The 21,864-nt window shown below is 30.8% G+C and carries 21 protein-coding genes, 1 other RNA gene and 1 pseudogene; 8 read left to right on the top strand and 15 right to left on the bottom strand.

The window, feature by feature from the left end; genetic code table 11:
* Window positions 1–51: 51 nt before the first annotated feature.
* The 4 genes from VBY68_RS03530 to VBY68_RS03515 all read right to left on the bottom strand — a co-directional run bounded on the left by VBY68_RS03530 (window position 52) and on the right by VBY68_RS03515 (window position 5,177).
* Window positions 52–1,878 (bottom strand): ABC transporter ATP-binding protein, encoded by a 1,827-nt coding sequence (locus VBY68_RS03530; RefSeq protein WP_415268887.1) that lies wholly within the window; start codon window positions 1,876–1,878, stop codon window positions 52–54.
* On the bottom strand, window positions 1,878–3,587 hold the full coding sequence (locus VBY68_RS03525; RefSeq protein WP_415268886.1) for a phospho-sugar mutase: 1,710 nt from the start codon (window positions 3,585–3,587) through the stop codon (window positions 1,878–1,880). The genes VBY68_RS03530 and VBY68_RS03525 overlap by 1 nt, the downstream gene beginning before the upstream one ends.
* A 33-nt stretch (window positions 3,588–3,620) precedes the next feature.
* Window positions 3,621–4,577 carry a glycosyltransferase family 2 protein gene (locus VBY68_RS03520; RefSeq protein ID WP_415268885.1) on the bottom strand — a complete coding sequence of 319 codons (957 nt, stop codon included), beginning with the start codon at window positions 4,575–4,577 and terminating at the stop codon, window positions 3,621–3,623.
* A gap of 78 nt (window positions 4,578–4,655) precedes the next feature.
* Window positions 4,656–5,177, bottom strand: a complete 522-nt coding sequence (locus tag VBY68_RS03515) for a DUF4199 domain-containing protein (RefSeq protein WP_415268884.1) — start codon at window positions 5,175–5,177, stop codon at window positions 4,656–4,658.
* Window positions 5,178–5,353: 176 nt separating this feature from the next.
* Between VBY68_RS03515 and ffs the strand changes: the two genes are divergently transcribed.
* Window positions 5,354–5,452, top strand: an RNA gene (gene ffs, locus VBY68_RS03510) — signal recognition particle sRNA small type.
* A 20-nt stretch (window positions 5,453–5,472) separates the two neighbouring features.
* Here the strand turns inward: ffs and xerD are convergent.
* Entirely contained in the window at window positions 5,473–6,393 is a 921-nt protein-coding gene (gene xerD / locus VBY68_RS03505) for a site-specific tyrosine recombinase XerD (protein WP_121146904.1), read from the bottom strand.
* A gap of 96 nt (window positions 6,394–6,489) precedes the next feature.
* Between xerD and VBY68_RS03500 the strand changes: the two genes are divergently transcribed.
* The 3 genes from VBY68_RS03500 (at window position 6,490) to aroQ (ending at window position 8,182) form a co-directional block, all read left to right on the top strand.
* Window positions 6,490–7,014, top strand: coding sequence for a DUF3575 domain-containing protein (locus tag VBY68_RS03500; protein ID WP_121146903.1), 525 nt, complete (start codon window positions 6,490–6,492; stop codon window positions 7,012–7,014).
* Between the two features lie 181 nt (window positions 7,015–7,195).
* Window positions 7,196–7,666: an outer membrane beta-barrel protein gene (locus tag VBY68_RS03495; RefSeq protein WP_147431708.1), complete on the top strand. Its 471-nt coding sequence runs from the start codon at window positions 7,196–7,198 to the stop codon at window positions 7,664–7,666.
* A gap of 99 nt (window positions 7,667–7,765) precedes the next feature.
* Window positions 7,766–8,182: a type II 3-dehydroquinate dehydratase gene (gene aroQ / locus VBY68_RS03490; RefSeq protein WP_121146901.1), complete on the top strand. Its 417-nt coding sequence runs from the start codon at window positions 7,766–7,768 to the stop codon at window positions 8,180–8,182.
* Here aroQ and VBY68_RS03485 read toward each other — a convergent pair.
* Together VBY68_RS03485 and VBY68_RS03480 are read right to left on the bottom strand one after the other, a co-directional pair.
* Entirely contained in the window at window positions 8,159–9,346 is a 1,188-nt protein-coding gene (locus VBY68_RS03485) for a lipoprotein N-acyltransferase Lnb domain-containing protein (RefSeq protein WP_121146900.1), read from the bottom strand. The two genes, aroQ and VBY68_RS03485, sit on opposite strands and share 24 nt — an antisense overlap.
* An 82-nt stretch (window positions 9,347–9,428) precedes the next feature.
* A complete protein-coding gene (locus tag VBY68_RS03480) occupies window positions 9,429–10,406 on the bottom strand; it encodes a YheT family hydrolase (RefSeq protein ID WP_099214322.1) in 978 nt (325 codons plus the stop codon).
* Between the two features lie 100 nt (window positions 10,407–10,506).
* On the opposite strand from VBY68_RS03480, the gene VBY68_RS03475 reads away from it, so the two are divergent.
* Complete coding sequence (locus VBY68_RS03475; protein ID WP_099214323.1) at window positions 10,507–11,259, top strand: CDP-alcohol phosphatidyltransferase family protein; 753 nt, start codon at window positions 10,507–10,509, stop codon at window positions 11,257–11,259.
* Window positions 11,260–11,814: 555 nt separating this feature from the next.
* Here the strand turns inward: VBY68_RS03475 and lptB are convergent.
* From lptB to VBY68_RS03455, 4 genes and pseudogenes are all read right to left on the bottom strand, one after another.
* Window positions 11,815–12,543, bottom strand: a pseudogene (lptB, locus tag VBY68_RS03470) (LPS export ABC transporter ATP-binding protein); the annotation flags it as partial.
* 86 nt (window positions 12,544–12,629) lie between these two features.
* Entirely contained in the window at window positions 12,630–12,977 is a 348-nt protein-coding gene (locus tag VBY68_RS03465) for a carboxymuconolactone decarboxylase family protein (RefSeq protein WP_099214324.1), read from the bottom strand.
* Window positions 12,952–13,773 carry a twin-arginine translocase subunit TatC gene (gene tatC, locus VBY68_RS03460; protein WP_099214325.1) on the bottom strand — a complete coding sequence of 274 codons (822 nt, stop codon included), beginning with the start codon at window positions 13,771–13,773 and terminating at the stop codon, window positions 12,952–12,954. The genes VBY68_RS03465 and tatC overlap by 26 nt, the downstream gene beginning before the upstream one ends.
* Window position 13,774: 1 nt before the next feature.
* On the bottom strand, window positions 13,775–14,743 hold the full coding sequence (locus VBY68_RS03455; RefSeq protein ID WP_099214326.1) for a KpsF/GutQ family sugar-phosphate isomerase: 969 nt from the start codon (window positions 14,741–14,743) through the stop codon (window positions 13,775–13,777).
* A gap of 146 nt (window positions 14,744–14,889) precedes the next feature.
* Here VBY68_RS03455 and VBY68_RS03450 point away from each other — a divergent pair, with 146 nt between their 5' ends.
* Genes VBY68_RS03450 through VBY68_RS03440 form a run of 3 tightly spaced genes read left to right on the top strand, consistent with a single transcriptional unit; the run spans window position 14,890 to window position 18,120 of the window.
* A complete protein-coding gene (locus VBY68_RS03450) occupies window positions 14,890–17,085 on the top strand; it encodes a RecQ family ATP-dependent DNA helicase (protein ID WP_124588797.1) in 2,196 nt (731 codons plus the stop codon).
* A gap of 13 nt (window positions 17,086–17,098) precedes the next feature.
* Window positions 17,099–17,527 carry a VOC family protein gene (locus tag VBY68_RS03445; RefSeq protein WP_099214328.1) on the top strand — a complete coding sequence of 143 codons (429 nt, stop codon included), beginning with the start codon at window positions 17,099–17,101 and terminating at the stop codon, window positions 17,525–17,527.
* The gene (locus VBY68_RS03440) at window positions 17,527–18,120 is read left to right on the top strand and encodes a YdeI/OmpD-associated family protein (protein WP_415268883.1); all 594 of its coding nucleotides are present in this window, start codon (window positions 17,527–17,529) and stop codon (window positions 18,118–18,120) included. The genes VBY68_RS03445 and VBY68_RS03440 overlap by 1 nt, the downstream gene beginning before the upstream one ends.
* On the opposite strand, the gene VBY68_RS03435 is transcribed toward VBY68_RS03440, so the two are convergent.
* Genes VBY68_RS03435 through porX form a run of 4 tightly spaced genes read right to left on the bottom strand, consistent with a single transcriptional unit; the run spans window position 18,117 to window position 21,742 of the window.
* Complete coding sequence (locus VBY68_RS03435) at window positions 18,117–18,488, bottom strand: DUF4258 domain-containing protein (protein ID WP_415268882.1); 372 nt, start codon at window positions 18,486–18,488, stop codon at window positions 18,117–18,119. The genes VBY68_RS03440 and VBY68_RS03435 overlap by 4 nt on opposite strands.
* Before the next feature lie 38 nt (window positions 18,489–18,526).
* Window positions 18,527–19,723, bottom strand: coding sequence for an alanine dehydrogenase (locus VBY68_RS03430; protein WP_415268881.1), 1,197 nt, complete (start codon window positions 19,721–19,723; stop codon window positions 18,527–18,529).
* A gap of 7 nt (window positions 19,724–19,730) precedes the next feature.
* Complete coding sequence (tsaE, locus tag VBY68_RS03425; protein WP_121146893.1) at window positions 19,731–20,144, bottom strand: tRNA (adenosine(37)-N6)-threonylcarbamoyltransferase complex ATPase subunit type 1 TsaE; 414 nt, start codon at window positions 20,142–20,144, stop codon at window positions 19,731–19,733.
* Window positions 20,145–20,194: 50 nt separating this feature from the next.
* Window positions 20,195–21,742, bottom strand: coding sequence for a T9SS response regulator signal transducer PorX (gene porX / locus VBY68_RS03420; protein ID WP_415269009.1), 1,548 nt, complete (start codon window positions 21,740–21,742; stop codon window positions 20,195–20,197).
* Window positions 21,743–21,864 lie beyond the last annotated feature (122 nt).

Below are 21,864 nucleotides of genomic sequence, written 5' to 3'. Positions count from 1 at the left end.
AAAAGAGTTTTAAAAAAAAAGAGAAGCAGTATGCTTCTCTTTTTTAGTTTGTTATCCTAAAGATTGCATTTCTACAAGTTTTTTATAAGTTCCACTCTTAGATATAAGTTCATTATGAGTTCCTTGCTCTACAATTTTTCCTTTTTGCATAACTACAATCAAATCTGCTTTTTGAATGGTAGATAAACGATGTGCAATGACTACAGAAGTCCTGTTTTGCATCATTTTTTCTAAAGCGTCTTGTACTAATTTTTCAGACTCCGTATCTAAAGCTGAAGTTGCTTCATCTAAAATCATGATTGGAGGGTTCTTAAGAACAGCACGAGCAATGCTTAAACGTTGTTTTTGACCACCTGAAAGCTTATTTCCGCTATCACCAATATTGGTGTCATAACCGTTTGGCAAATCTTTTATAAATTCGTGAGCGTTGGCAATTTTTGCAGCTTCGATGATTTCTTCATCACTTTTACCTTCAATTCCCAAGGTAATGTTATTCTTTATTGTATCATTGAACAATATAGAATCTTGTGTAACTAAACCTTCTAATTGTCTGAGTGAATGTTTTTTGATATTTCTAATATTTATACCATCTATTTCGATAGCACCTTTATTAACGTCATAAAAACGCGTTAATAAGTTTGCTATAGTGGATTTACCACTTCCAGATTGCCCAACTAAAGCAACCATTCTTCCTTTGGGTATAGTAAGTGAAAAATCTTTTAGAACGTAGTTGTCTTCATATTTAAAAGAAATATTTTCTATTAAAATTTCTGAGTCAAAAGTCTTCTTATCAATAGCATTTGACGTATCTTTTAAAGGGTTTTCAGTTTCTAAAACTTCTAAGATACGTTCAGCAGCAGCGTTTCCTTTTTTAACTCCGTAACTAGCTTTAGAAATAGCTTTGGCAGGTGTTAAAATATTATAAGCTAATCCCATATAAGCAATGAAATCTTCTCCTTGTAAGGTGCCTTCTTCTAAAACTAATATACCTCCATACCAAAGCAATACAGCGATAACACCAATTCCTAAAAACTCACTAGCTGGACTAGCTAAATTTGTTCTATTAAGTAGTGTGTTTGAAAAGTGGTAAAAACGATTGGTTGATTTTTCAAATTTTTGTTGAAATTCTTTTTCTGCAGTAAAGCCTTTAATTACTTTTAGTCCTCCTAAAGTTTCTTCTAAAAGTGATAAAAAATATCCCTGCTCTTTTTGTACACTATCAGACTTTCGTTTTAAGCTTTTTCCAATTAAAGAAATTATATAGCCAGAAATAGGAATAAAAACAAAAACAAAAAGAGTAAGTTTAAAGCTAATAGCTATCATTGCGGTGATCGTGAAAATAATAGTTAAAGGCTCTCTTACTAACATTTCTAAAATAGATAAAAATGAATGCTGAATTTCCAATACATCAGTTCCAATTCTAGCCATAGTATCACCTTTTCTTTTTTCAGAAAAATAGGAGATAGGTAATTCTATAGTCTTTCTGTATAAATCGTTTCGAATATCTTTTAAAACACCATTTCTTAAGAAAGTAATGAAGTACATGGCTAAGTAGTTAAAAATATTCTTAAAAAAGAATGTAGTTATAACTAAACCTACAACAACCATTAGTGTTTTTGATTTATCATCACCAGCAATTTCATACACATAATAAGAAACATTTGCCTTAAAATAGTCAATTATTTTTGTTATGTTTTCAAAAACTGGTTTTTCAATTATTTTAATAGTATTTGGTTTAAAAATAACCTCTAACATAGGCATTAATACCAAGAAAGAAAGAGTTGAAAAAAGAGCATATAAGATATTAAATAATATATTTAAATATCCATACTTTTTATATGGAATAGCATATTTAATAATCTTTTTAAAATAGTCCATTATAGGTTTAATTCTTTTATAATTCGTTGAATTTTATTATTCAATTCTTTTTCTACTTCCTTAGCATTTGAAATATCACTTAGTTTACTTTTAACACTAAAGTAAAATTTGATTTTAGGTTCTGTACCACTTGGGCGAGCAGCAATTTTAGTTCCGTCCTGGGTTTGATAGATTAATACATTAGATTTAGGAATGTCAATTGCTGTTTCTTCACCAGTAATTAGGTTTTTTCTAACAGAGGATTGATAATCGTACAGGTATTCTACTTTTGATTCATCTATTTCAGTAAATGGATTATTACGTAAATCAACCATCATTTGTTTGATTTGTTGCGCTCCATCCATTCCTTTTTTTACTAAAGAAATTAAATGCTCTTTATAAAAATGATGACGTGTATATAAGTTTAATAATTCTTTATAGAAAGAACTATTGTTAGACTTAGCATCAGAAGCGATTTCACAGGCTAGTAGGGCAGAGGTAACAGCATCTTTATCACGCACAAAATCGCCTACCATATAACCAAAACTCTCTTCACCACCACCTATAAAATTAAGTTCAGGGTGATCTTTAATCATTTTAGCAATCCATTTAAAACCAGTTAATCCAACTTTGGTTTCAACTCCATATGAATCTGCAATTTCATTCACTAAATAGGTAGAAACAATAGTAGAACCTACAAATTGTTTTCCGTTTAACTTACCTTGTTTTTTCCAATCATTGATTAAAAAATCGGTCATCATACTCATGGTTTGATTTCCGTTTAGTAATTTCATATTTCCTTCAGTATCACGAACAGCAATTCCAATTCTGTCTGAATCTGGGTCGGTTCCTAATACAATGTCAGCATCAATTTTATTAGCTAAATCAACTGCCATTTTAAGAGCAGCAGGTTCTTCTGGGTTAGGAGAATCAACTGTAGGGAAACTACCATCAGGAGTTGCTTGTTCTTCAACAATGTGGACCTGGGTGTATCCTGCACGTTTTAAAACTTCAGGAATTAATTTAATAGAGGTTCCGTGTAAAGAAGTAAAAACAATCTTTAAGTTTTTACGACCTGTTACATTAAAAGTTCCATTTGCTAAAGAAGCTTTCCAAAAAGCTTCATCAACTTCACTTCCTATTGAAGTAATTAATTCTTTTTTTGAGTTGAAATTGATTTCTGAAAAGGCTAAAGAATTTACTTCATTGATGATCTCTGTATCATGTGGTGGAACTATTTGACCACCATCATTCCAATACACTTTATATCCATTGTATTCTGGTGGATTGTGAGAAGCTGTTAATACTATTCCTGCGTCACATCCTAAATAATTTACCGCAAAAGATAATTCTGGAGTAGGGCGTATATCTTCAAATAAAAATACCTGAATATTATTTGCTGAAAGTACGTTTGCTACTACTTTAGCTAACCATTCACTGTCATGACGACAATCATAACCTATAGCTACTTTTATTGTTTTCTTTGGGTATGTTTTGTTAAGGTAATTACTCAATCCTTGAGTAGCTTTTCCTAAGGTGTATTTATTTATTCGGTTGGTACCAGCACCTACTATTCCGCGCATTCCACCTGTTCCGAATTCTAAGTTTTTATAAAAGCGATCGGGTAAATCACTAGCATTAACATCAATTAACTGTTGAATTTCTTTCTGTGTTTCAGAATCAAAAGTGTCAGATAGCCATTGTTTGGCCTTGTTTAAAATCTCTTCCATGTGTCAAATTATAAAACGTACAAAGATACGGGTTTAAAAGTTCAATTTATCTTTGATTATATAATGTTTTTGATGTGGATTACTTTTAATGATCAACTCACCTAGAAAACCAGCCAAAAAAAGTAAAGTACCCAAAACCATTGAGGTTAAGGCTATATAAAACCATGGGTTACTGGTAACCAATATAGCTTTTACTCCTGTAGAAAGTTGGTATATTTTCATAGCTCCTATGAAGAATGCTGAGAAGAAACCAAAGATAAACATTAATGTTCCCCATAGACCAAAAAAGTGCATTGGTCTTTTTCCAAATTTTGAAAGAAATGAAATGGTAATTAAGTCTAAAAAACCGTTTACAAAACGATCCATTCCAAACTTAGTTACTCCATACTTACGAGCTTGGTGTTGTACTACCTTTTCATCAATGCGATTAAATCCTTCATTTTTTGCCAATACAGGAATATAGCGGTGCATTTCACCACTAACTTTAACTGCTTTGACAACTTCATTTTTATAAGCTTTTAATCCACAATTAAAATCGTGTAACTTTAATCCTGAAGTTTTTCGAGCTGCCCAATTAAATAATTTTGAGGGAATATTTTTGGTAACGACATTATCGTATCGTTTCTTTTTCCATCCAGAAATTAAATCGAAATTTTCTTCAGTAATTAAGCGGTATAGTTCAGGTATTTCATCAGGACTATCTTGTAAGTCGGCATCCATCGTAATAACTACATCCCCTTTAGTTAAAGCAAATCCAGCATCTAAGGCTTGGGATTTACCATAATTTCTTTGAAATCGTAAACCTTTTACTTCTTGATGTTTTTGTGATAATTCTTCTATTATTCTCCAAGAATTATCAGTACTTCCATCGTCAATAAAAATAAGCTCATATAAAAATTGATTGGACTGCATAACTTTTGCAATCCAATCGTATAATTCTGGTAAAGATTCCTCCTCGTTAAGAAGTGGTATTACTACCGATATATCCATATATTTTGTTCAATGTTTAAAAAGGTAAAGTTACGAAGTATTACTTTTATGTAAAACTTTAACTTCTTTAAACTATTTTTAATATTGGTCTTCTTCTGTTTTTTTCATAATAGCTCCAGCAATAAGAGAAGTTACTCCGCCCAAGAACATATTCATTATAAATACGCCACCAAATAAAGAAAGGAAAAAGAATTTTCTTGATTGTTTTTCACTCTTTTCTATTTGTTCTGGAGTCATTCCAAAGCTGTCTGCCCAAACAACTTTTTGCATCTCTATAGTATTATCCATAAAGTTAGGTTCTATTACAAAAGCAAAAATGGCATAATAAACTATAATAATTAATGTAGCTATTAACGTAATACCTAATCCAACTTTTAATGCTTTTCCAAATGAAATGAGTTCATTATTATTAGATTTATATTTTCGTATACCAAGGATAATAAAAGCTACAAGAGCTATAAAACCTGCAATACCTGAAATAAATTCTTGTTTATATTGCATTCCTAATGCATATTTTATAAGTGCTATTAAAATAGAAGCACCTCCTAAATATAATCCGTAGTTTAAGATAATGTTTTTACTTTTTGCTTGATTTTCCATTGTGTGAATTTAGTTAGTGATACAAATATATTCTTTTTTAATGTTATGTTTATTTTATCCTGTCAAAAGAAAAAAATATAAACAACAAACTATTAGTATTCAAAAACTTAGAAACGTTACAGTTTTTTTATGCAAAATTTGTTGTTTTTTATAAAAAAATGGTTGTAAATTTGCCTCGGCAAGTCCTACACAACCAGCTCCCTTTGAATCCCCCAGGGCGGGAACGCAGCAAGGGTATTAGGTCGTAGCGGTGTGATGTAGGTAGCTTGCCTTTTTTTGTATCCGATAGTTTCGTTTATTCTTCCTCGCTTAAATTCAAATTACTTCTAGGGTGATGTAATTCAACAACTTCTTTAAGGTAGCTATTGTCTAAGTGTACGTAAATCTCTGTAGTAGTGATGCTTTCATGTCCTAATAACTGTTGAATAACACGTAAATCTGCTCCATTTTTTAGTAAATGTGTAGCAAAAGAATGTCTTAAGGTATGCGGGCCAATACTTTTTTTTAGATTGATTTTTTGAGCTAATTCTTTTAAAATGATAAAAATCATTTGTCGGGTTAAGCGCTTTCCTCTTCTGTTTAAAAAAACAATATCTTCATCTTCCTTTTTAGAAATAATTTGAGACCTGATTTCATTAATATAGAAGTTTAGCCTATGGATAGTGGTAATATGAATAGGAACAAAACGATATTTATTTCCTTTCCCAAGAACTTGAATATAACCTTCGTCAAAAAATAAATCAGAAAGCTGTAGGTTAATCAATTCACTTACACGAAGACCACAACTATAAATGGTTTCAATAATGGTCTTGTTACGTTCTCCTTGAGAGTGACTTAAATCAATGGCATCAATTAATTTGTCAATATCTTCTTTTTCTAAAGTGTCTGGTAATTTTTTTATAATGTTTGGGCTCTCTATTAAATCTGTAGGGTTGTCTTTTCGATAATCTTCAAAGATTAGAAAGTCAAAAAAACTACGTAATCCTGAAATTAAACGGGCTTGACTACGAGCATTGATATTCTTACTTGTTTCATAAATAAATTGTTGGATTGTCTTTTGAGTAATATGAATAGGAGAAAGGTTAGGTTCTAAATTACTAACAAATAAGTCTAATTTTTTTACATCTCTTCGGTAACTATCAATAGAGTTTTTTGAAAGGCCTCTCTCAATTTTTAAAAAGTTAGTATAATCAGATATAGCTTGTTCCCAGTTCATTAAGTATAAAATGTGTTTTTTTTGTTATAAAAAAAAGTTAAAAAATTAAAATAAAACTATTTTCTCACAAAATTATAATTAATAAGATTAAAAATTATGAAAAAATTATTACTAGTAGTTGCTATGGTTGCTGTTACAGCAAGCGCACAGAAGAATGTTATTAAGGTTAACCTTATTGGATTAGCTATTGAAACAGCTGAATTATCTTATGAAAGAGCTGTTTCTGACAAAGGAGCTGTTGAAATTGGATTATCTTATGCTGGTGCTGATGTTACCTCTGGTTCAGAAAAAATTAGTACAAGTGCTATTGGAGTTGAAGGTAAATATAAATTTTACTTTTCTTCTGATAAAGATGCTCCAAGAGGATGGTATGCTGCGCCTTTTGTAAATTATTCTTCTGCTTCAGCAGAAAATAATTCAGGAGAAGATATAGGTTTTTCTACTTTCTCTGGTGGAGCTTTAGTTGAATACCAATGGGTATTTGGTGTAGGAGATTCAGGTTTTGCTTTAGATTTAATTTTTGGAGCACAATACGTTTCTGCTTCTGCAACAGGAGGAACTACTGTTAGTATTGATGGATTTTTACCAAGGTTAGATGTTTCTTTAGGATACGCTTGGTAATTATTATTTATACATAGAATTTCAAAAAAGGAAGCAAATTTGCTTCCTTTTTTTTGTTTGATTATCAATGTTTTAAGATTTTAAATGTGTTTTATATCTTTTTTATTGAAAAAATCAGTTGTTAAAACTTTATTTAGGTGTATCTTTGCCGGCTCAAAATAAAACTTATAAAACAAAAATTATGAAAAAATTTTTAGTAGTTGCTATGATGGCTTTAGGTTTAGCTGTTAATGCACAAGAAGGACAATTAAACGTTGGTGGTACTATTGGTTTACCAGTAGGTGATGCTGATGGTTTTGATGTAACTGGAGCTATTGAAGCTAATTATTTATTTAATGTAGCAGAAGGTTTTAAAGTAGGACCATCTGTATCGTATGTACACTTCCAAGGAGAAGGAGCTGATATAGCTTTCTTACCTGTAGCTGTAGCTGGTCGTTACAATGTAGCTGAGAAGTTTGTTGTTGGTGCTGATTTAGGTTACGGAATTGGTGTTAGACCTTCTGGAGTTGATAGTGGTTTTTACTATAGACCAATAGTAGGTTACCAAGTAAGTGAAAAAATTACTTTACACGTAGATTATACAGGTGTTGCTCTTGATGGTGCTACAGCTTCTACAGTAGGGATTGGAGGAACTTATTCTTTTTCTTTATAATAAGAAACTCAATAATAAGTAAAAAAAGGAAGCAAATTTGCTTCCTTTTTTTATGCTTAAAAGTTAAAAAGAGTATTTTTACTTTAGAAAATATTAGTAATGAAAAAAATAATTATAATTAATGGACCTAATTTGAATTTATTAGGGAAGCGTGAACCAACTATTTATGGAGCAAGTTCTTTTGATGATTATTTTAAAAAATTAAAAAATAATTACACTAATGTAAATTTAGAGTATTTTCAATCGAATATAGAAGGGGAGTTGATAGATAAATTACATGAAGTAGGTTTTGATTATGATGGTATCATTCTAAATGCAGCAGCCTATACTCATACATCTGTAGGTATTGGTGATGCTGTAAAAGGTGTAGAAACCCCTGTAGTTGAAGTGCATATTTCAAATATACATGCTAGAGAAGAGTTTCGCCATACTAGTTATATAGCTCCTAATGCGAAAGGAGTTATTTTTGGTTTTGGTTTACAAGGATATGAACTAGCTCTTCAAAGCTTTTTGTAAAAAGAAATAGCGAGTTCCTAATAACAAAAATAGAGGAATCATAGGATACGTGTATAATTGAATACTAAATAGCCATATAAAAGGAATAATTAGTATAAAAATTAATAAAACGATACAATAACCGTATATCCATTTTGGTGGAATTTCCTTCAATAAAAAGATAGCAACAACTAAGTTAGGTGCAAATGCCCATAAAAAGTTAAAATTGTTAGGTGCAGTTGAATGGTTGGTAAAGAACCATAAAAAAACAATTAGCAAACCTAAAACACCAGTTGTAAAAAACAGAATAAAGTCAAACCATTTGGTTCTTTTAGAGTTTTTAAAGTCTTTATATGTAATAAATATTCCAAATAAGGAAAATACTAAAATTATTAAAAAGGGATTAATAACATCACTTTTGGATTCCTTCTCTTCAAAATCGAGTAAAACATTTGTTTTCCTAACTAAATTTTCTTCTTTTTCATCTTTAACAATTTTTGATACACTTAAAGCTTCAAAAACATAATCAGGTAAGTATAAGTATTCTTTTGGAGCTGCTATTTTATCTAACTTACTTCCTAAAGCTATATTAATTCCTAAGCTACCCCAAGTGTTTGGATTAATTTCTTTATTCATCAATTGTCGTAACGATAAATCCTTCGTAACAAAATTATTCTTAAAAACTAAGTTATCTCCTGTAACCTTTTGAATTATATCACGAGGTCTGGTAGCACAGTTATCGAAAAAAGGATCGTAAAAATAACTTGCATTTTCAGGGAGAACATTTGTTTCTAAAAACTGAAAAAAATCATTTCTTTGTTGTTGCGTTAAGTTTAAAATTTGTTCTTTCACCCAACGTTTATCTTGTTGAGCACTCTTTAAAGATAAATGGAAAGGATAGCGAGCTAACTTGTATTTCATATAACCTTTGGTAAAGTTTACATAAAAGTTAGGGTCATCAAAATCAAAAATTCCATAATTGTAAAGAAGATCTAGTTGTAAAACGGGATCTTTTACTCGAATAGCTGTATGCCCAAACTTCTCATATAAAGCTTTTCCAGGTCCTGAAGTAATGATACTTATTTGAGAAAATTTTGATAAACCTAAAGTATTAACTCTTTGAGAAAAAGCTTGATTAATACATAATAAACAAAGAAAAAGAAATGCATATTTTTTTATTATCATAAGTATGAGAGAAAATTAATGTCGGTGTTTTACAAATATCATAAATCCGATTAATATAACTAGGTATTTTTAAGGTTATTGTTTAATATTCAATTCCAAGAGTTTCATTTATAAATCTTGAAATACGTTGTTCTAACCATCTGTTTTCTGTGCTAGAAAAAGAAGACATAAAACCTACATGTCCGCCATAATTTGGTGTAGAGAGATAAAAGTTTTTCATTTCCTTAGCTTCTTTTATAGGGTAGCATTCTTTTGATAAAAAACTATCATCTAAAGCATTAATAAGTAATGTTGGAACCTTAATTTCTGGAATAAAAGGCTTAGCACTTGCTTTTAGCCAATAATCCTCGGAACTTTCAAAGCCAAAAACAGGTACAGTGTACTGTTTTTCTAAATGTCTAAATTTACTAGCTTTAAATAAGAGTTCTTTATTTAATTTGAAGTCAGGAAACTTTTTTGCTTTCTGTAAGAGCTTCAACTTCATAGTTTTTAAAAACTCATTTAGGTAAATTTTGTTTTTTAATTTATTTAGTTCAGCTTGAGAAGAGGTTAAGTCAACAGGAACAGATACAGCTATTCCTCCTTTAACTTCTGAAGGAATATCACTGTATTCTCCTAAATATTTTAAAGTTAGATTTCCACCTAAACTAAACCCTGTGATTATAATATTGTCATAATCATAATGGTTTTTTAAGTATTTAATGATGAAACTAACATCGTCTGTTTTTCCGCTATGATAGGTTTCTAAAAGTAAATTATCTTCTCCGCTACAACCTCTTAAATTCATACAGACTGTATCAAAACCTAAACTGTTTAGATGGTTAGATGTTGTAATCATATAATTTGACTGAGAACTACCTTCTAATCCGTGAATTAACAACACAATAGTGTTAGATTCCACGAAAGAAAAGTCTAAATCAATAAAATCAGCATCCCACGTTGTAATTCTTTTTCGTTTATATTCAATGGTGTCTTTCATGAATAACGGACGATAAACAGTGTTGAAATGAGCACTTTTAAATGGGAGGCTAGGAGAGAATGTATCTGAGATAATTGGCATAATACTATGTAATAGCTTTTTACACAAAGATGACAAAAAATAGCTAAAATGTAAAAGCCATTGAATGATTTCTTATTTTAGCTGTAAATTTATGAATACTATGAACGTCAAAAAATATATTCCAAATTTATTAACCTTAGGAAACTTGTTATGTGGTACTATTGCTACCATTTTTGCAATTAAAGGAGATTTTTTTGCCACGGCAATTTTGGTAATGCTAGGGATACTTTTTGATTTTTTTGATGGATTTGCAGCTCGTATGTTAAAGGTACAAGGTGAATTAGGTAAACAGTTAGATAGTTTAGCTGATATGGTAACAAGCGGGGTAGTACCAGGGATTGTAATGATGCAAATGTTGGTAAATGCTTTAGATATAGATGCTGTTGGATACTTTGGAGTTGATGAATATGGAGCAACAGGAAGTAATTTGCCTTATTTAGGCTTATTGCTAACATTAGGAGCAGGATACCGTTTAGCGAAGTTTAATATTGATGAGCGCCAATCAGATAGTTTTATTGGAGTACCAACACCAGCTATGAGTTTGTTTGTGATTTCTTTACCATTAATAGCTCAGTTTGATAAAGAATCGTTTTTAATAAGTTTTATTGAAAATCAATATTTTTTAATACTGATTACAGTGTTATTTACGTATTTAATGAATGCTGAGATACCATTATTCTCTTTGAAATTTAAAAATTTTTATTTTAAAGATAATGTGATTAAGTATGTGTTTTTAGCTTTATCAATTATATTAATTATCACTTTAAAAATTGTTGCCATTCCAATGATTATACTATCATATGTAGTATTGTCTATTGTAAATAACTCAGATAAAAAGCTCTCTTCAAAATAGAGTAAGTTACATCTTAAATAAAATAAAAAAACACGTTGTGAGTGAATCAACGTGTTTTTTTGTTTTGATTTTGAAAGTTATTTTTTAGGTGTTTTTTTGAGGTTCAAAAATGTTACTTATGAAATGATAATTTTCTAAAGATATTTTATCTTCAGCAAAGACCTTATCCATAAGTTTATTTTTCATAAAATCTCCTTTTTTGTAGATGTCCCAGCTTTCGTTATTTCTATTGGTTAATGTAACTTTATCTGAACCTATTTCAAAGTTACACCAATCATTATAATTAGCTATTTTTTTATAGCTATGATCAGACACTTTGATATTCCCTTTTACATTTAAACCTTCTATATCAATGCATAAATTACAGAAATCGATGAAACTCATATTATCTGCAGGTATAACAAGAAAAGAATTAGTATTCCCTTTTTTTCTATACAGCTTAAAACCATCTTTTAAGTTTTGGTTATGATAAACTTTAGAAAAAGAGGAGAAAAGATCTTCTTCTTTTGCATTCTCAATTATGAAGTGATTTTGTGTTACAGCTTGATTATTGAATTTTTTCTTCTTAAGCTCAAAATCTTTTCCAAGATATACTCTACGAACAGTTTCGTCTTCAGCAAGTTCTTCGGGAGTTCCTTCTTTTAAAATCCCTCCATTATACATTAGGTAAGTTCTATCAGTAATTGCAAGAGTAGCCTGCACATCATGATCGGTAATTAAAATACCAATATTTTTATTTTTCAATTGTGCTACAATTCCTTGAATATCTTCTACAGCAATTGGATCGACACCAGCAAAAGGTTCATCTAATAAAATAAATTTAGGATCAGAAGCTAAACAACGTGCAATTTCTGTTCTACGACGCTCACCACCCGATAATAAATCACCGCGGTTTTTACGTACATGTCCTAAACTAAATTCATCTATTAACTCTTCTAAGCGTTGTTTTCTTTCAGCTTTAGTTCTATCAGTAAATTCAAGAACTGACATAATATTATCTTCTACAGAAAGTTTTCTAAAAACAGAAGCCTCTTGTGCTAAGTAACCAATTCCTTTTTGAGAACGTTTATACATTGCATCAGTAGTAATTTCTTCATTATCTAGAAAAATGTGACCATCGTTAGGTTTAATCATACCTACAATCATATAGAAAGAGGTTGTTTTACCTGCTCCGTTAGGACCAAGTAATCCAATAATTTCACCTTGCTCAACTTCTAAAGAAATTCCTTTTACTACTTTCCTGCTACCGTATATCTTTTGTATGTTGTCTGCTCTTAACTTCATTTATTATTGTTGAAAATGGAATTGATTAAAGTATAAAAGTAACAAAACTGTTTCTTAAAAACTTCTTAAATCAATATATGTATAAATTAAGCTTCGTTTTCTAATGCTTCCCAAAACTCTACAGCTCTTCGTAAATGAGGAATTAAAATAGTTCCACCAACTAGTGTGGCAATACTCATAGTTTCCATCATTTCTTCTTTGGTAACACCATTTTGGTGGGCTGTTTTTAAATGATAAGCAATACAGTCATCACAACGTAATACTGCAGACGCTACTAAACCTAATAATTCTTTAGTTTTAACAGGTAGATGCCCTTCGGTAAAAGCATTGGTATCTAAGTTGAAAATACGTTTGATTACTTTATTATCTGATGCTAAAATCTTTTCGTTCATTTTAGCACGATAGTCGTTAAACTCTTGGACTTTTTGTGACATTCTTTTGTTGTTGTTTTAAGACAAATTTTGATACATAAATACTCATTTCATATAAAATCATGATAGGTACTGATACAATTACTTGGCTAGCCACATCTGGTGGAGTAATAATAGCAGATAATACCAATACCACGACTAATGCATGTTTACGATATTTTCGTAAAAACTCTGGTGTAATTAATCCTATTTTAGTTAGGAAGAAAATAACGACAGGAAGTTCAAAAAATATAGCAACACCCAATAATGTATTTGTAATAAGGCTAATGTAAGCCTCTAACTTAAAATTGTTTTGTATAGCGTCTGATATTTCAAAGTTGTAAAAGAAGTATACAGACATTGGTAAAATAACGTAATAGCTAAATAAAATCCCTAGAAAGAACAGAAAAGAAGAGGTGAAAATAAAACCTTTTGATTTTTTCTTTTCGCTTTCATGCAACCCAGGAGCTATAAATCGCCAAAACTCCCATAAAATGTATGGAAAGGCAACTACAAACCCTAAAATTAGAGAAGACCAAATCCCTGTCATCAATTGTTGAGTAGGATTTAAAGCTTGAAGTGTTTGTTTAAATTTAATCGTACAAAAACTACTATCAATTCCAATAGAAGAAAATACTTTACAAAAGAATTGATACGTTGCAAAATCAGGCTTTAAATGAGCTAAAAGAATTTCATTAAAAACAAAATTAATGTTTGCAAAAATGACGATTGCTACTACAAAAATAGCTGCAAAACTCCTTACTAAATGCCATCTTAGTTCTTCAAGATGGTCTAAAAAAGACATTTCCTTTTCTGCCATCTTAAAATATTCCTTCTTTAATTAAATCATGTAAGTGTACCACACCTACATAATTGTTGTCTGCATCAGTAACTAAAATTTGGGTAATATTGTTGTTTTCTAAAGTATCTAAAGCTTCAACAGCCATAGCATCTACGTCTATTGTCTTTGGGGTAGTACTCATAATATCAGCAGCAGTAAGCTCGTCTATTTTTGTCGTTTTACTTAGCATTCTACGAATATCTCCATCGGTAATAATTCCTGCAATTTTATCATTATCAACAACGGCAGTTACACCTAAGCGTTTTTCTGATATTTCAACAATTACTTGAGTAACTTTATCTGTACTTTTTACTTTTGGTAATTCATTATTTTTAATAAGATCAGAAACTCTTAAATACAGACGTTTTCCTAAAGCTCCTCCAGGGTGATATTTTGCAAAATCACTACTGGTAAAACCTCTTAATTCTAATAAACAAACGGCTAAAGCGTCCCCTAAAACTAATTGAGCTGTAGTACTTGTTGTAGGAGCTAAGTTGTTAGGACAAGCCTCTTTATCTACAAAAGAATTTAAAAGGAAGTCGGCATTTTTTCCTAGGAAAGAATCAGGATTTCCTGTTATAGCAATAATTTTATTGTTATAGTTTTTAATTAATGGTACCAACACTTTTATTTCAGGAGTGTTCCCACTTTTAGAAATACAAATCACCACATCATCATCCTGCACATTACCTAAATCACCATGTATAGCATCAGCAGCATGCATAAAAACAGCAGGTGTACCTGTTGAGTTAAAAGTAGCTACCATTTTAGTAGCAATATTGGCACTCTTTCCAATACCAGTTACAATAACACGCCCTTTTGAATTAAATATAAAATTAACAGCGTCCGTAAACGAGCTATTTAATAAATTTGCTAAATTAGCAATAGCATTACTTTCTAAAAGAATAGTATCTTTTGCGGTTGAGAGAATAGCGTTTGCGTCTTTCAAGTTAAAAAAGTTTTAAGTATATTTTTAAAGTGTAAAAATAGGAATATTTGAGAAGAAAATCTTTTTTAATAAAAAGAAAGTTTACGTTATGTATTGTTGGGAATTTTTGTAAATTAGTTCTCGTTTTTAATTTTTGATATTAGAAGATGAATAAAGAGCAGACGGATTTATATGGATCATTAAAAAAAATCTTCGGATTTAACCAGTTTAAAGGACTACAAGAAGATGTAGTTAACAGTGTGTTAGAAAATAAAAACACATTTGTTATTATGCCGACTGGTGGTGGTAAATCGCTATGTTATCAATTACCGGCCTTGATGAAGGAAGGTACAGCAATTGTGGTGTCACCACTAATTGCCTTAATGAAAAACCAAGTGGATGCCATTAGAGGAATTTCTGAAAATCATGGGATAGCCCATGTATTAAATTCTTCGTTAAACAAATCGGAGATTGCCCAGGTAAAATCAGATATTGAATCGGGAATTACAAAGTTATTGTATGTAGCTCCTGAATCTTTAATTAAAGAAGAATATGCTGAATTCCTTAGGAGGCAAAAAATATCATTTGTAGCGATTGATGAAGCACACTGTATTTCTGAATGGGGGCACGATTTTAGACCTGAATACAGAAATCTAAGAAATATTATTAAGCAGATTGATAATGTGCCAATTATTGGTTTAACTGCAACTGCAACAGAAAAAGTACAAGAGGATATTCTTAAAACTCTTGGAATGACGGATGCGAATGTATTTAAAGCATCTTTTAATAGGGCAAATTTATTCTATGAAGTTAGACCAAAGACTAAAGAGGTAGAAAAAGATATTATTCGCTTTATAAAGCAACGACCAGGTAAATCAGGGATTATATATTGTTTGAGTCGTAAAAAAGTAGAAGAAATAGCGCAAATTTTACAAGTAAACGGAATAAATGCAGTTCCTTACCATGCAGGTTTAGATGCGAAAACACGTGTTAAGCATCAAGATATGTTTTTGATGGAAGATTGTGATGTTGTAGTAGCTACAATTGCTTTTGGTATGGGAATTGACAAGCCTGATGTTCGTTTTGTAATACACCATGACATTCCTAAAAGTTTAGAGAGTTATTACCAAGAAACAGGTAGAGCTGGTCGTGATGGAGGAGAAGGTTATTGTTTAACTTTTTACTCATATAAAGATATTGAAAAGCTTGAAAAGTTCATGGCTAACAAGCCTGTAGCAGAACAAGAAGTAGGACATGCTCTTTTACAAGAAGTTGTTGGGTATGCAGAAACGTCAATGAACAGGCGTAAATACTTACTTCACTATTTTGGAGAAGAATTTGATGAAGTAAATGGAGAAGGTGCTGATATGGATGACAATATGCGAAATCCTAAGAAAAAGCATGAAGCCAAAGATGAAGTTGTAACCTTACTTTCTGTTATTAGAGATACTAGCGAAATGTATAAGCCAAAAGAAATTGTAAATACAATAATTGGTAAAGAAAATGCATTATTAAAGTCTCACAAAACAAATATTCAACCTTTTTTCGGTATTGGTAAAGCAAAAGACAACCATTACTGGATGGCTTTAATTCGTCAAGTACTAGTGGCGGATTTAATTAAAAAAGAAATAGAGCAGTATGGTGTTTTAAAGCTAACTAAAGAAGGTAAAGAGTTTATAAAAAATCCATCATCGTTTATGATGACAGAAAATCATGTTTATAAAACAGCGGATGATGGTACTATTATAACTAACGAAAAGTCTGTAGGAGGAGTAGATGATAAGTTGGTAGCGATGTTGAAAGATTTAAGGAAAACTGTGGGAAAACGTTTAGGAGTTCCGCCTTTTGCTGTTTTTCAAGATCCATCTTTAGATGACATGGCATTAAAATACCCTGTAACATTAGATGAATTAGCAAAAGTTCATGGTGTTGGAGAGGGAAAAGCTAAAAAATACGGTAAAGATTTTGTTGCACTCATTTCAAAATATGTGGAAGACAATGAAATTATGCGTCCTGATGATTTAATAGTTAAGAGTACAGGAGTAAATTCTGGATTAAAACTTTATATCATTCAAAATACAGATAGAAAACTACCTCTAGAGGATATTGCAAAATCTAAAGGTTTAGAAATGTCTGAGTTGATAAAAGAAATGGAGGCTATTGTATTTTCTGGAACTAAGTTAAATATCGATTATGCTGTAGATGACTTACTTGATGAAGATCAGCAGGAAGAAATTCATGATTATTTTATGGAAGCTGAAACTGATAAAATTCAAGAAGCTTTAGATGAGTTTGACGGAGACTATGATGATGATGAATTGCGATTGATGCGTATTAAATTTACCAGTGAAATAGCTAACTAAAAAACTAAACGATATGCAAGCAAGTACTTATTTACATTTTAATGGAAACTGTAAAGAAGCAATGACTTTTTATGCAGATGTTTTAGGTGGTGAGATGACAATGTTAATGCAGTTTAAAGACGCCCCTGAAGAGGTTTGTAAAACAATTCCAGAAGAAGCAATGGAGTTAACCATGCACTGTACTATTGAAGCGGGAGATTTTTCTATTATGGGATCTGATTTTTTAAACGAAAATGAAGCATTTACTAAAGGAAATAATTTTGCTGTAAGTATAAATACTGAGGATGAAGATGAAGCTGTTGCTATTTTTAATGGACTATCTTCTGATGGAGCGTTTGTAATGATGCCTTTTGAAGAAGCCTTTTGGGGAGGAAAGTTTGGGATGTTAAGAGATAAGTTTGGTGTAAACTGGATGGTGTCTTTAGAAGAACAAATAGTATAATGAATCTTAAAGTAACACAATATATACAAGATAAAAGTAATTGGGCGCAAGAGTTAAATCTCTTGCGTTCTGTTTTTTTAGATCTTCCTGTAGAAGAAACTATTAAATGGGGAGCTCCTGTTTATGTTTATAAGGGGAAAAACATTGTAGGCTTATCTGCTTTTAAAAATTATTGTGGCTTATGGTTTTTTCAAGGTAGCTTTTTAACCGATAAAGAAGAAGTATTGGTAAATGCTCAAGAAGGGAAAACACAAGCAATGCGTCAATGGAGATTTAATCAATTGGATGAGATTAATATAGTATTGATAAAACAATATGTATTAGAGGCTATTAAAAACTCAGAAGAAGGAAAAGAGTTAAAGCCTAAAAAGAATACCAAGCCTTTAGTTATTTCTGAAAACTTGCAGTTAGAACTGGATAAAAATGACAGGTTAAATGAAACTTTCAGTGAATTTACTTTAAGTAAACAAAGGGAGTTTACCGATTATATTTCTGAGGCTAAGAGAGAGACTACGAAAGAAAAAAGACTTAAAAAAATAATTCCAATGATATTAAACGGAATAGGCTTGTACGATAAATATAAAAACTGTTAGTTAAGAGTAATTTTATCAATTGTAGCAGTTGAATCACAACGTATAACATATAAATCGATATGATTTAAACTGTCTTTACCTGTAATAAAGTACTCTGCACAAGGCTTTAAACGAGGCTTACTTTTTCCAAAATCTACATCTCCGTGATTTAAAATAGTAGAAATAGTAGCGGTATCAATTTTAGAAGTTGCTAATATTTGCTGAGCATTATCAGAAAACAAACGCTTTTTTATTCTAATTGTTTTTAAAGTACGAGCGTCCATACCATAGTCAAAAGAAACATCTTTACCTTTCCAAATAAAAAGAACAACTAAACTACCTAGGGCAATTCCTATTAAATAATAACCAACACGTTTTAACCACTGCATAATTTAAAAATTGAAGTGCAAAAGTAAGTAAAATAGAACTATAAAATCAATAAATTAATATCTCTGTAAGGAAGGTCAAACCAGTCTGCTACAGTTTTATTGGTTAAAATTCCATGATAAAAATACATTCCATTACGTAAACTTTTATCAAAACGAGCAGCATTTTCAAAACCTCCTTCTTCAGCAATTTCTAATAAATAAGGTGTAAATATATTACTGATAGATACAGAAGCAGTTCTAGAATACCTTGAAGGAATATTAGGAACACAATAATGAATCACACCATGGTTAGAAAATGTAGGTTTACTATGTGTAGTAACTTGAGAGGTTTCAAAACAGCCACCTCTATCAATACTTACATCAACAATAACAGCTCCATCTTTCATTTGTTCAATCATTTCTTCGGTAACAACCACGGGAGAGCGATCTTTTCCTCTAATAGCTCCAATAGCAACATCGCATCGCATTAAAGCTTTTTGTAGGGTTTTAGGTTGAATAGTTGAAGTATAAATTGGTGCTTGTACACACGATTGTAAGTTACGGAGCTTAGTTATTGAGTTGTCAAAAACTTTTACTCGCGCTCCTAAACCTATGGCTGTTTTAGCAGCAAATTCACCAACAGTTCCTGCTCCTAGAATTACTACATCAGTAGGAGGAACACCTCCTATATTACCTAGTAGTAAACCATTTCCTCCATTAGAAGCTGTCATAAGCTCTGCTGCAATGTGCATAGAAGCAATACCTGCAATTTCACTTAATGATTTTACTATAGGAAATACACCATGTTCATCTTTAATATAATCAAAAGCAATTGCTGTTACTCTTTTTTTAGCAAGTGCTTCAAAATATTTTTTGTCTTGTGTTTTTAATTGTAAAGCAGAAATTAAAACCGTTTGTGGGTTTAACATCTGAATTTCTTCTAAAGATGGAGGTTCTACTTTTAATACAATATTACAAGCAAAAGCTTCTTTAACATCGTACGATATCTTAGCTCCAGCATCAGAATATTCTTTATCACTATAATTAGCTCCATCACCAGCACCAGTTTCAATTACAATCCTGTGTCCATGTGCTACTAATGCAGCAACAGCATCAGGAGACAAACTAATTCGTTTTTCTTCAAAATAAGTTTCTTTTGGTAACCCTATAAATAAATCTCCCTTTCGCTTTTTAATTTCAAGCATTTCGGTTTGCGGCATTAATTGCTCTTTGGTAAAAGGTGAAATAGAACCCATCTAAATTTTAGTTAGTTTTTAATTGAATGTTTCGTTGCCCGTTTTCTAGCAAACTAATTGATATTGAAACAGTATCTAAAGGTAGTAAATTTTTAACATTTTCAGGCCACTCAACTAAACACCAATTATTACTATATAAATAATCTTCAATCCCCATATCATAGGCCTCTTCTTCATCTTCAATACGGTAAAAATCAAAATGATATACTGTTTCGTTAGAAGAGGTCTTATACTCATTAACTAGTGAAAAAGTAGGAGAGTGGGCAATATCTTCCACACCCAAAACTTTACATATTTCTTTAATTAAAGTTGTTTTACCAACGCCCATTTCTCCATAAAAAAGCAGAATTTTATGTTGTGCAGTAGCTATGACTTCTTCAGCTACAGCTGTTAACTCGTCGAGTGAATAATTTTTGTCCATAAGTAGCAAAAATAATGAAGTAATGTTTGTTAATAAAATTTACTTTTTTACTATTTTGGATTATAAACAGCACAAGGAATAATCATTTCTTCCAGTGAAATACCTCCATGTTGATAAGTATTTTTATAATACTTTACAAAATGATTGTAATTGTTAGGGTAAGCAAAAAATAAATCTTCTTTTGTAAAAATAAAAGGGCTATTTATAGCTATAGAAGGCAAGAAAATATCTTTAGGATTTTTAACTGCATATACATCTTTATCTTCATAGCTTAAACTTCTACCAGTTTTATAACGTAAGTTCGAACTAATGTTTTTATCACCAATTACTTTGGTAGGATGCTTACAGTTTATAGTACCATGATCAGTAGTAATGATTAATTTCTGCCCTAATTTTTGTGCTTTTTGAATGATATCGTATAGAGGGGAATTTTTAAACCAGCTTACAGTTAAAGATCGATAGGCTTTATCGTCACCAGCCAGCTCCTTGATAACTTCCATTTCAGTCTTAGCATGTGAAAGCATATCAACAAAGTTGTATACTACAGCAGTAAGGTCATTTTGTCGCGTTCCGTTATAATTGTCAGCTAAATCTTTTCCACTTTTTAAAGAAACTATCTTGTAATATTCGTGTGTTATATTTAATCCCAAACGCTTTATTTGTTCTTCTAAAAAATCAGCTTCAAATAAGTTTTTACCTCCTTCATCAATATCGTTTTTCCAATAATTTGGATGTCTTTTTTCCATTTCAGAAGGCATTAGTCCAGAAAATATAGCATTACGAGCATATTGAGTAGCTGTAGGTAAAATACTGTAGTACGAATATTCCTCTTCCTTTTTAAAATAATTATTGATAAAAGGTTCTAAAACCCTGTATTGGTCATAACGGAGATTGTCTATTACTACCCATAAAACACCTTGGTTTTTTGATAAATTTGGCACTATATAATCTTTAAAAAGTGTGTGCGAAAATGTAGGTTTATCATCTCCAGTTAACCAGTTTTGGTAATTCTTTTTAATAAACTTAAAAAACTGTGAGTTGGCTTCGGATTTTTGAGACTCTAAAATTTCTAACATTCCAGTGTCATTAATATTTTCTAATTCAAGTTCCCAATGAACTAGTTTTTTATATAGTTCAGCCCATTCCTCATAAGAATTTACCATAGCTAAATCCATAGAAATTTTCCTAAATTCTTGTTGGTAACTTGATGTAGTTTTTTCAGAAATCAAACGAGAGTGGTCTAAATTCTTTTTTAAACTCAATAATATTTGATTAGGGTTTACTGGCTTAATTAAGTAGTCTGCAATCTTAGACCCAATAGCTTCCTCCATAAGATACTCTTCCTCACTTTTGGTAATCATAACCACAGGGAGGTTTGTGTTTTTTTGTTTAATATCAGAAAGTGTTTCCAAGCCTGTAATACCAGGCATGTTTTCATCTAAAAAAACAATATCAAAATTATTTTCACTAACCAAATCAATAGCATCAGTACCATTGGTACAGGTTGTAACTTTATAATCTTTTTTTTCTAAAAATAATATATGTGGTTTCAATAAATCTATTTCGTCATCTACCCAAAGAATATGTATGTTTCTCATCATAATTTTCAACTTGTTTTCTACCTAAATAACGGTTAAAAGTAGTTTTGTTGTGTTTATAAAAGCTAAAAATACGTTAATTAAACGCTGGTTAATTTGGTTTTGTAGATAAATTATGATTT

The sequence above is a fragment of the Tenacibaculum ascidiaceicola genome, from assembly GCF_047470925.1.
Lineage (GTDB): Bacteria > Bacteroidota > Bacteroidia > Flavobacteriales > Flavobacteriaceae > Polaribacter > Polaribacter discolor.
Note: the sequence above shows the minus strand (reverse complement) of the source record. Positions and strands in the feature narration are given on the sequence as shown.

What these genes read in the sequence shown, in the direction of transcription:
- VBY68_RS03530 (WP_415268887.1), bottom strand. Translation starts at nt 1,878, where the DNA reads ATGGACTATTTTAAAAAGATTATTAAATATGCTATTCCATATAAAAAG.
- VBY68_RS03525 (WP_415268886.1), bottom strand. Translation starts at nt 3,587, where the DNA reads ATGGAAGAGATTTTAAACAAGGCCAAACAATGGCTATCTGACACTTTT.
- VBY68_RS03520 (WP_415268885.1), bottom strand. Translation starts at nt 4,577, where the DNA reads ATGGATATATCGGTAGTAATACCACTTCTTAACGAGGAGGAATCTTTA.
- VBY68_RS03515 (WP_415268884.1), bottom strand. Translation starts at nt 5,177, where the DNA reads ATGGAAAATCAAGCAAAAAGTAAAAACATTATCTTAAACTACGGATTA.
- xerD (WP_121146904.1), bottom strand. Translation starts at nt 6,393, where the DNA reads ATGAACTGGGAACAAGCTATATCTGATTATACTAACTTTTTAAAAATT.
- VBY68_RS03500 (WP_121146903.1), top strand. Translation starts at nt 6,490, where the DNA reads ATGAAAAAATTATTACTAGTAGTTGCTATGGTTGCTGTTACAGCAAGC.
- VBY68_RS03495 (WP_147431708.1), top strand. Translation starts at nt 7,196, where the DNA reads ATGAAAAAATTTTTAGTAGTTGCTATGATGGCTTTAGGTTTAGCTGTT.
- aroQ (WP_121146901.1), top strand. Translation starts at nt 7,766, where the DNA reads ATGAAAAAAATAATTATAATTAATGGACCTAATTTGAATTTATTAGGG.
- VBY68_RS03485 (WP_121146900.1), bottom strand. Translation starts at nt 9,346, where the DNA reads ATGATAATAAAAAAATATGCATTTCTTTTTCTTTGTTTATTATGTATT.
- VBY68_RS03480 (WP_099214322.1), bottom strand. Translation starts at nt 10,406, where the DNA reads ATGCCAATTATCTCAGATACATTCTCTCCTAGCCTCCCATTTAAAAGT.
- VBY68_RS03475 (WP_099214323.1), top strand. Translation starts at nt 10,507, where the DNA reads ATGAACGTCAAAAAATATATTCCAAATTTATTAACCTTAGGAAACTTG.
- VBY68_RS03465 (WP_099214324.1), bottom strand. Translation starts at nt 12,977, where the DNA reads ATGTCACAAAAAGTCCAAGAGTTTAACGACTATCGTGCTAAAATGAAC.
- tatC (WP_099214325.1), bottom strand. Translation starts at nt 13,773, where the DNA reads ATGGCAGAAAAGGAAATGTCTTTTTTAGACCATCTTGAAGAACTAAGA.
- VBY68_RS03450 (WP_124588797.1), top strand. Translation starts at nt 14,890, where the DNA reads ATGAATAAAGAGCAGACGGATTTATATGGATCATTAAAAAAAATCTTC.
- VBY68_RS03445 (WP_099214328.1), top strand. Translation starts at nt 17,099, where the DNA reads ATGCAAGCAAGTACTTATTTACATTTTAATGGAAACTGTAAAGAAGCA.
- VBY68_RS03440 (WP_415268883.1), top strand. Translation starts at nt 17,527, where the DNA reads ATGAATCTTAAAGTAACACAATATATACAAGATAAAAGTAATTGGGCG.
- VBY68_RS03435 (WP_415268882.1), bottom strand. Translation starts at nt 18,488, where the DNA reads ATGCAGTGGTTAAAACGTGTTGGTTATTATTTAATAGGAATTGCCCTA.
- VBY68_RS03430 (WP_415268881.1), bottom strand. Translation starts at nt 19,723, where the DNA reads ATGGGTTCTATTTCACCTTTTACCAAAGAGCAATTAATGCCGCAAACC.
- tsaE (WP_121146893.1), bottom strand. Translation starts at nt 20,144, where the DNA reads ATGGACAAAAATTATTCACTCGACGAGTTAACAGCTGTAGCTGAAGAA.
- porX (WP_415269009.1), bottom strand. Translation starts at nt 21,742, where the DNA reads ATGAGAAACATACATATTCTTTGGGTAGATGACGAAATAGATTTATTG.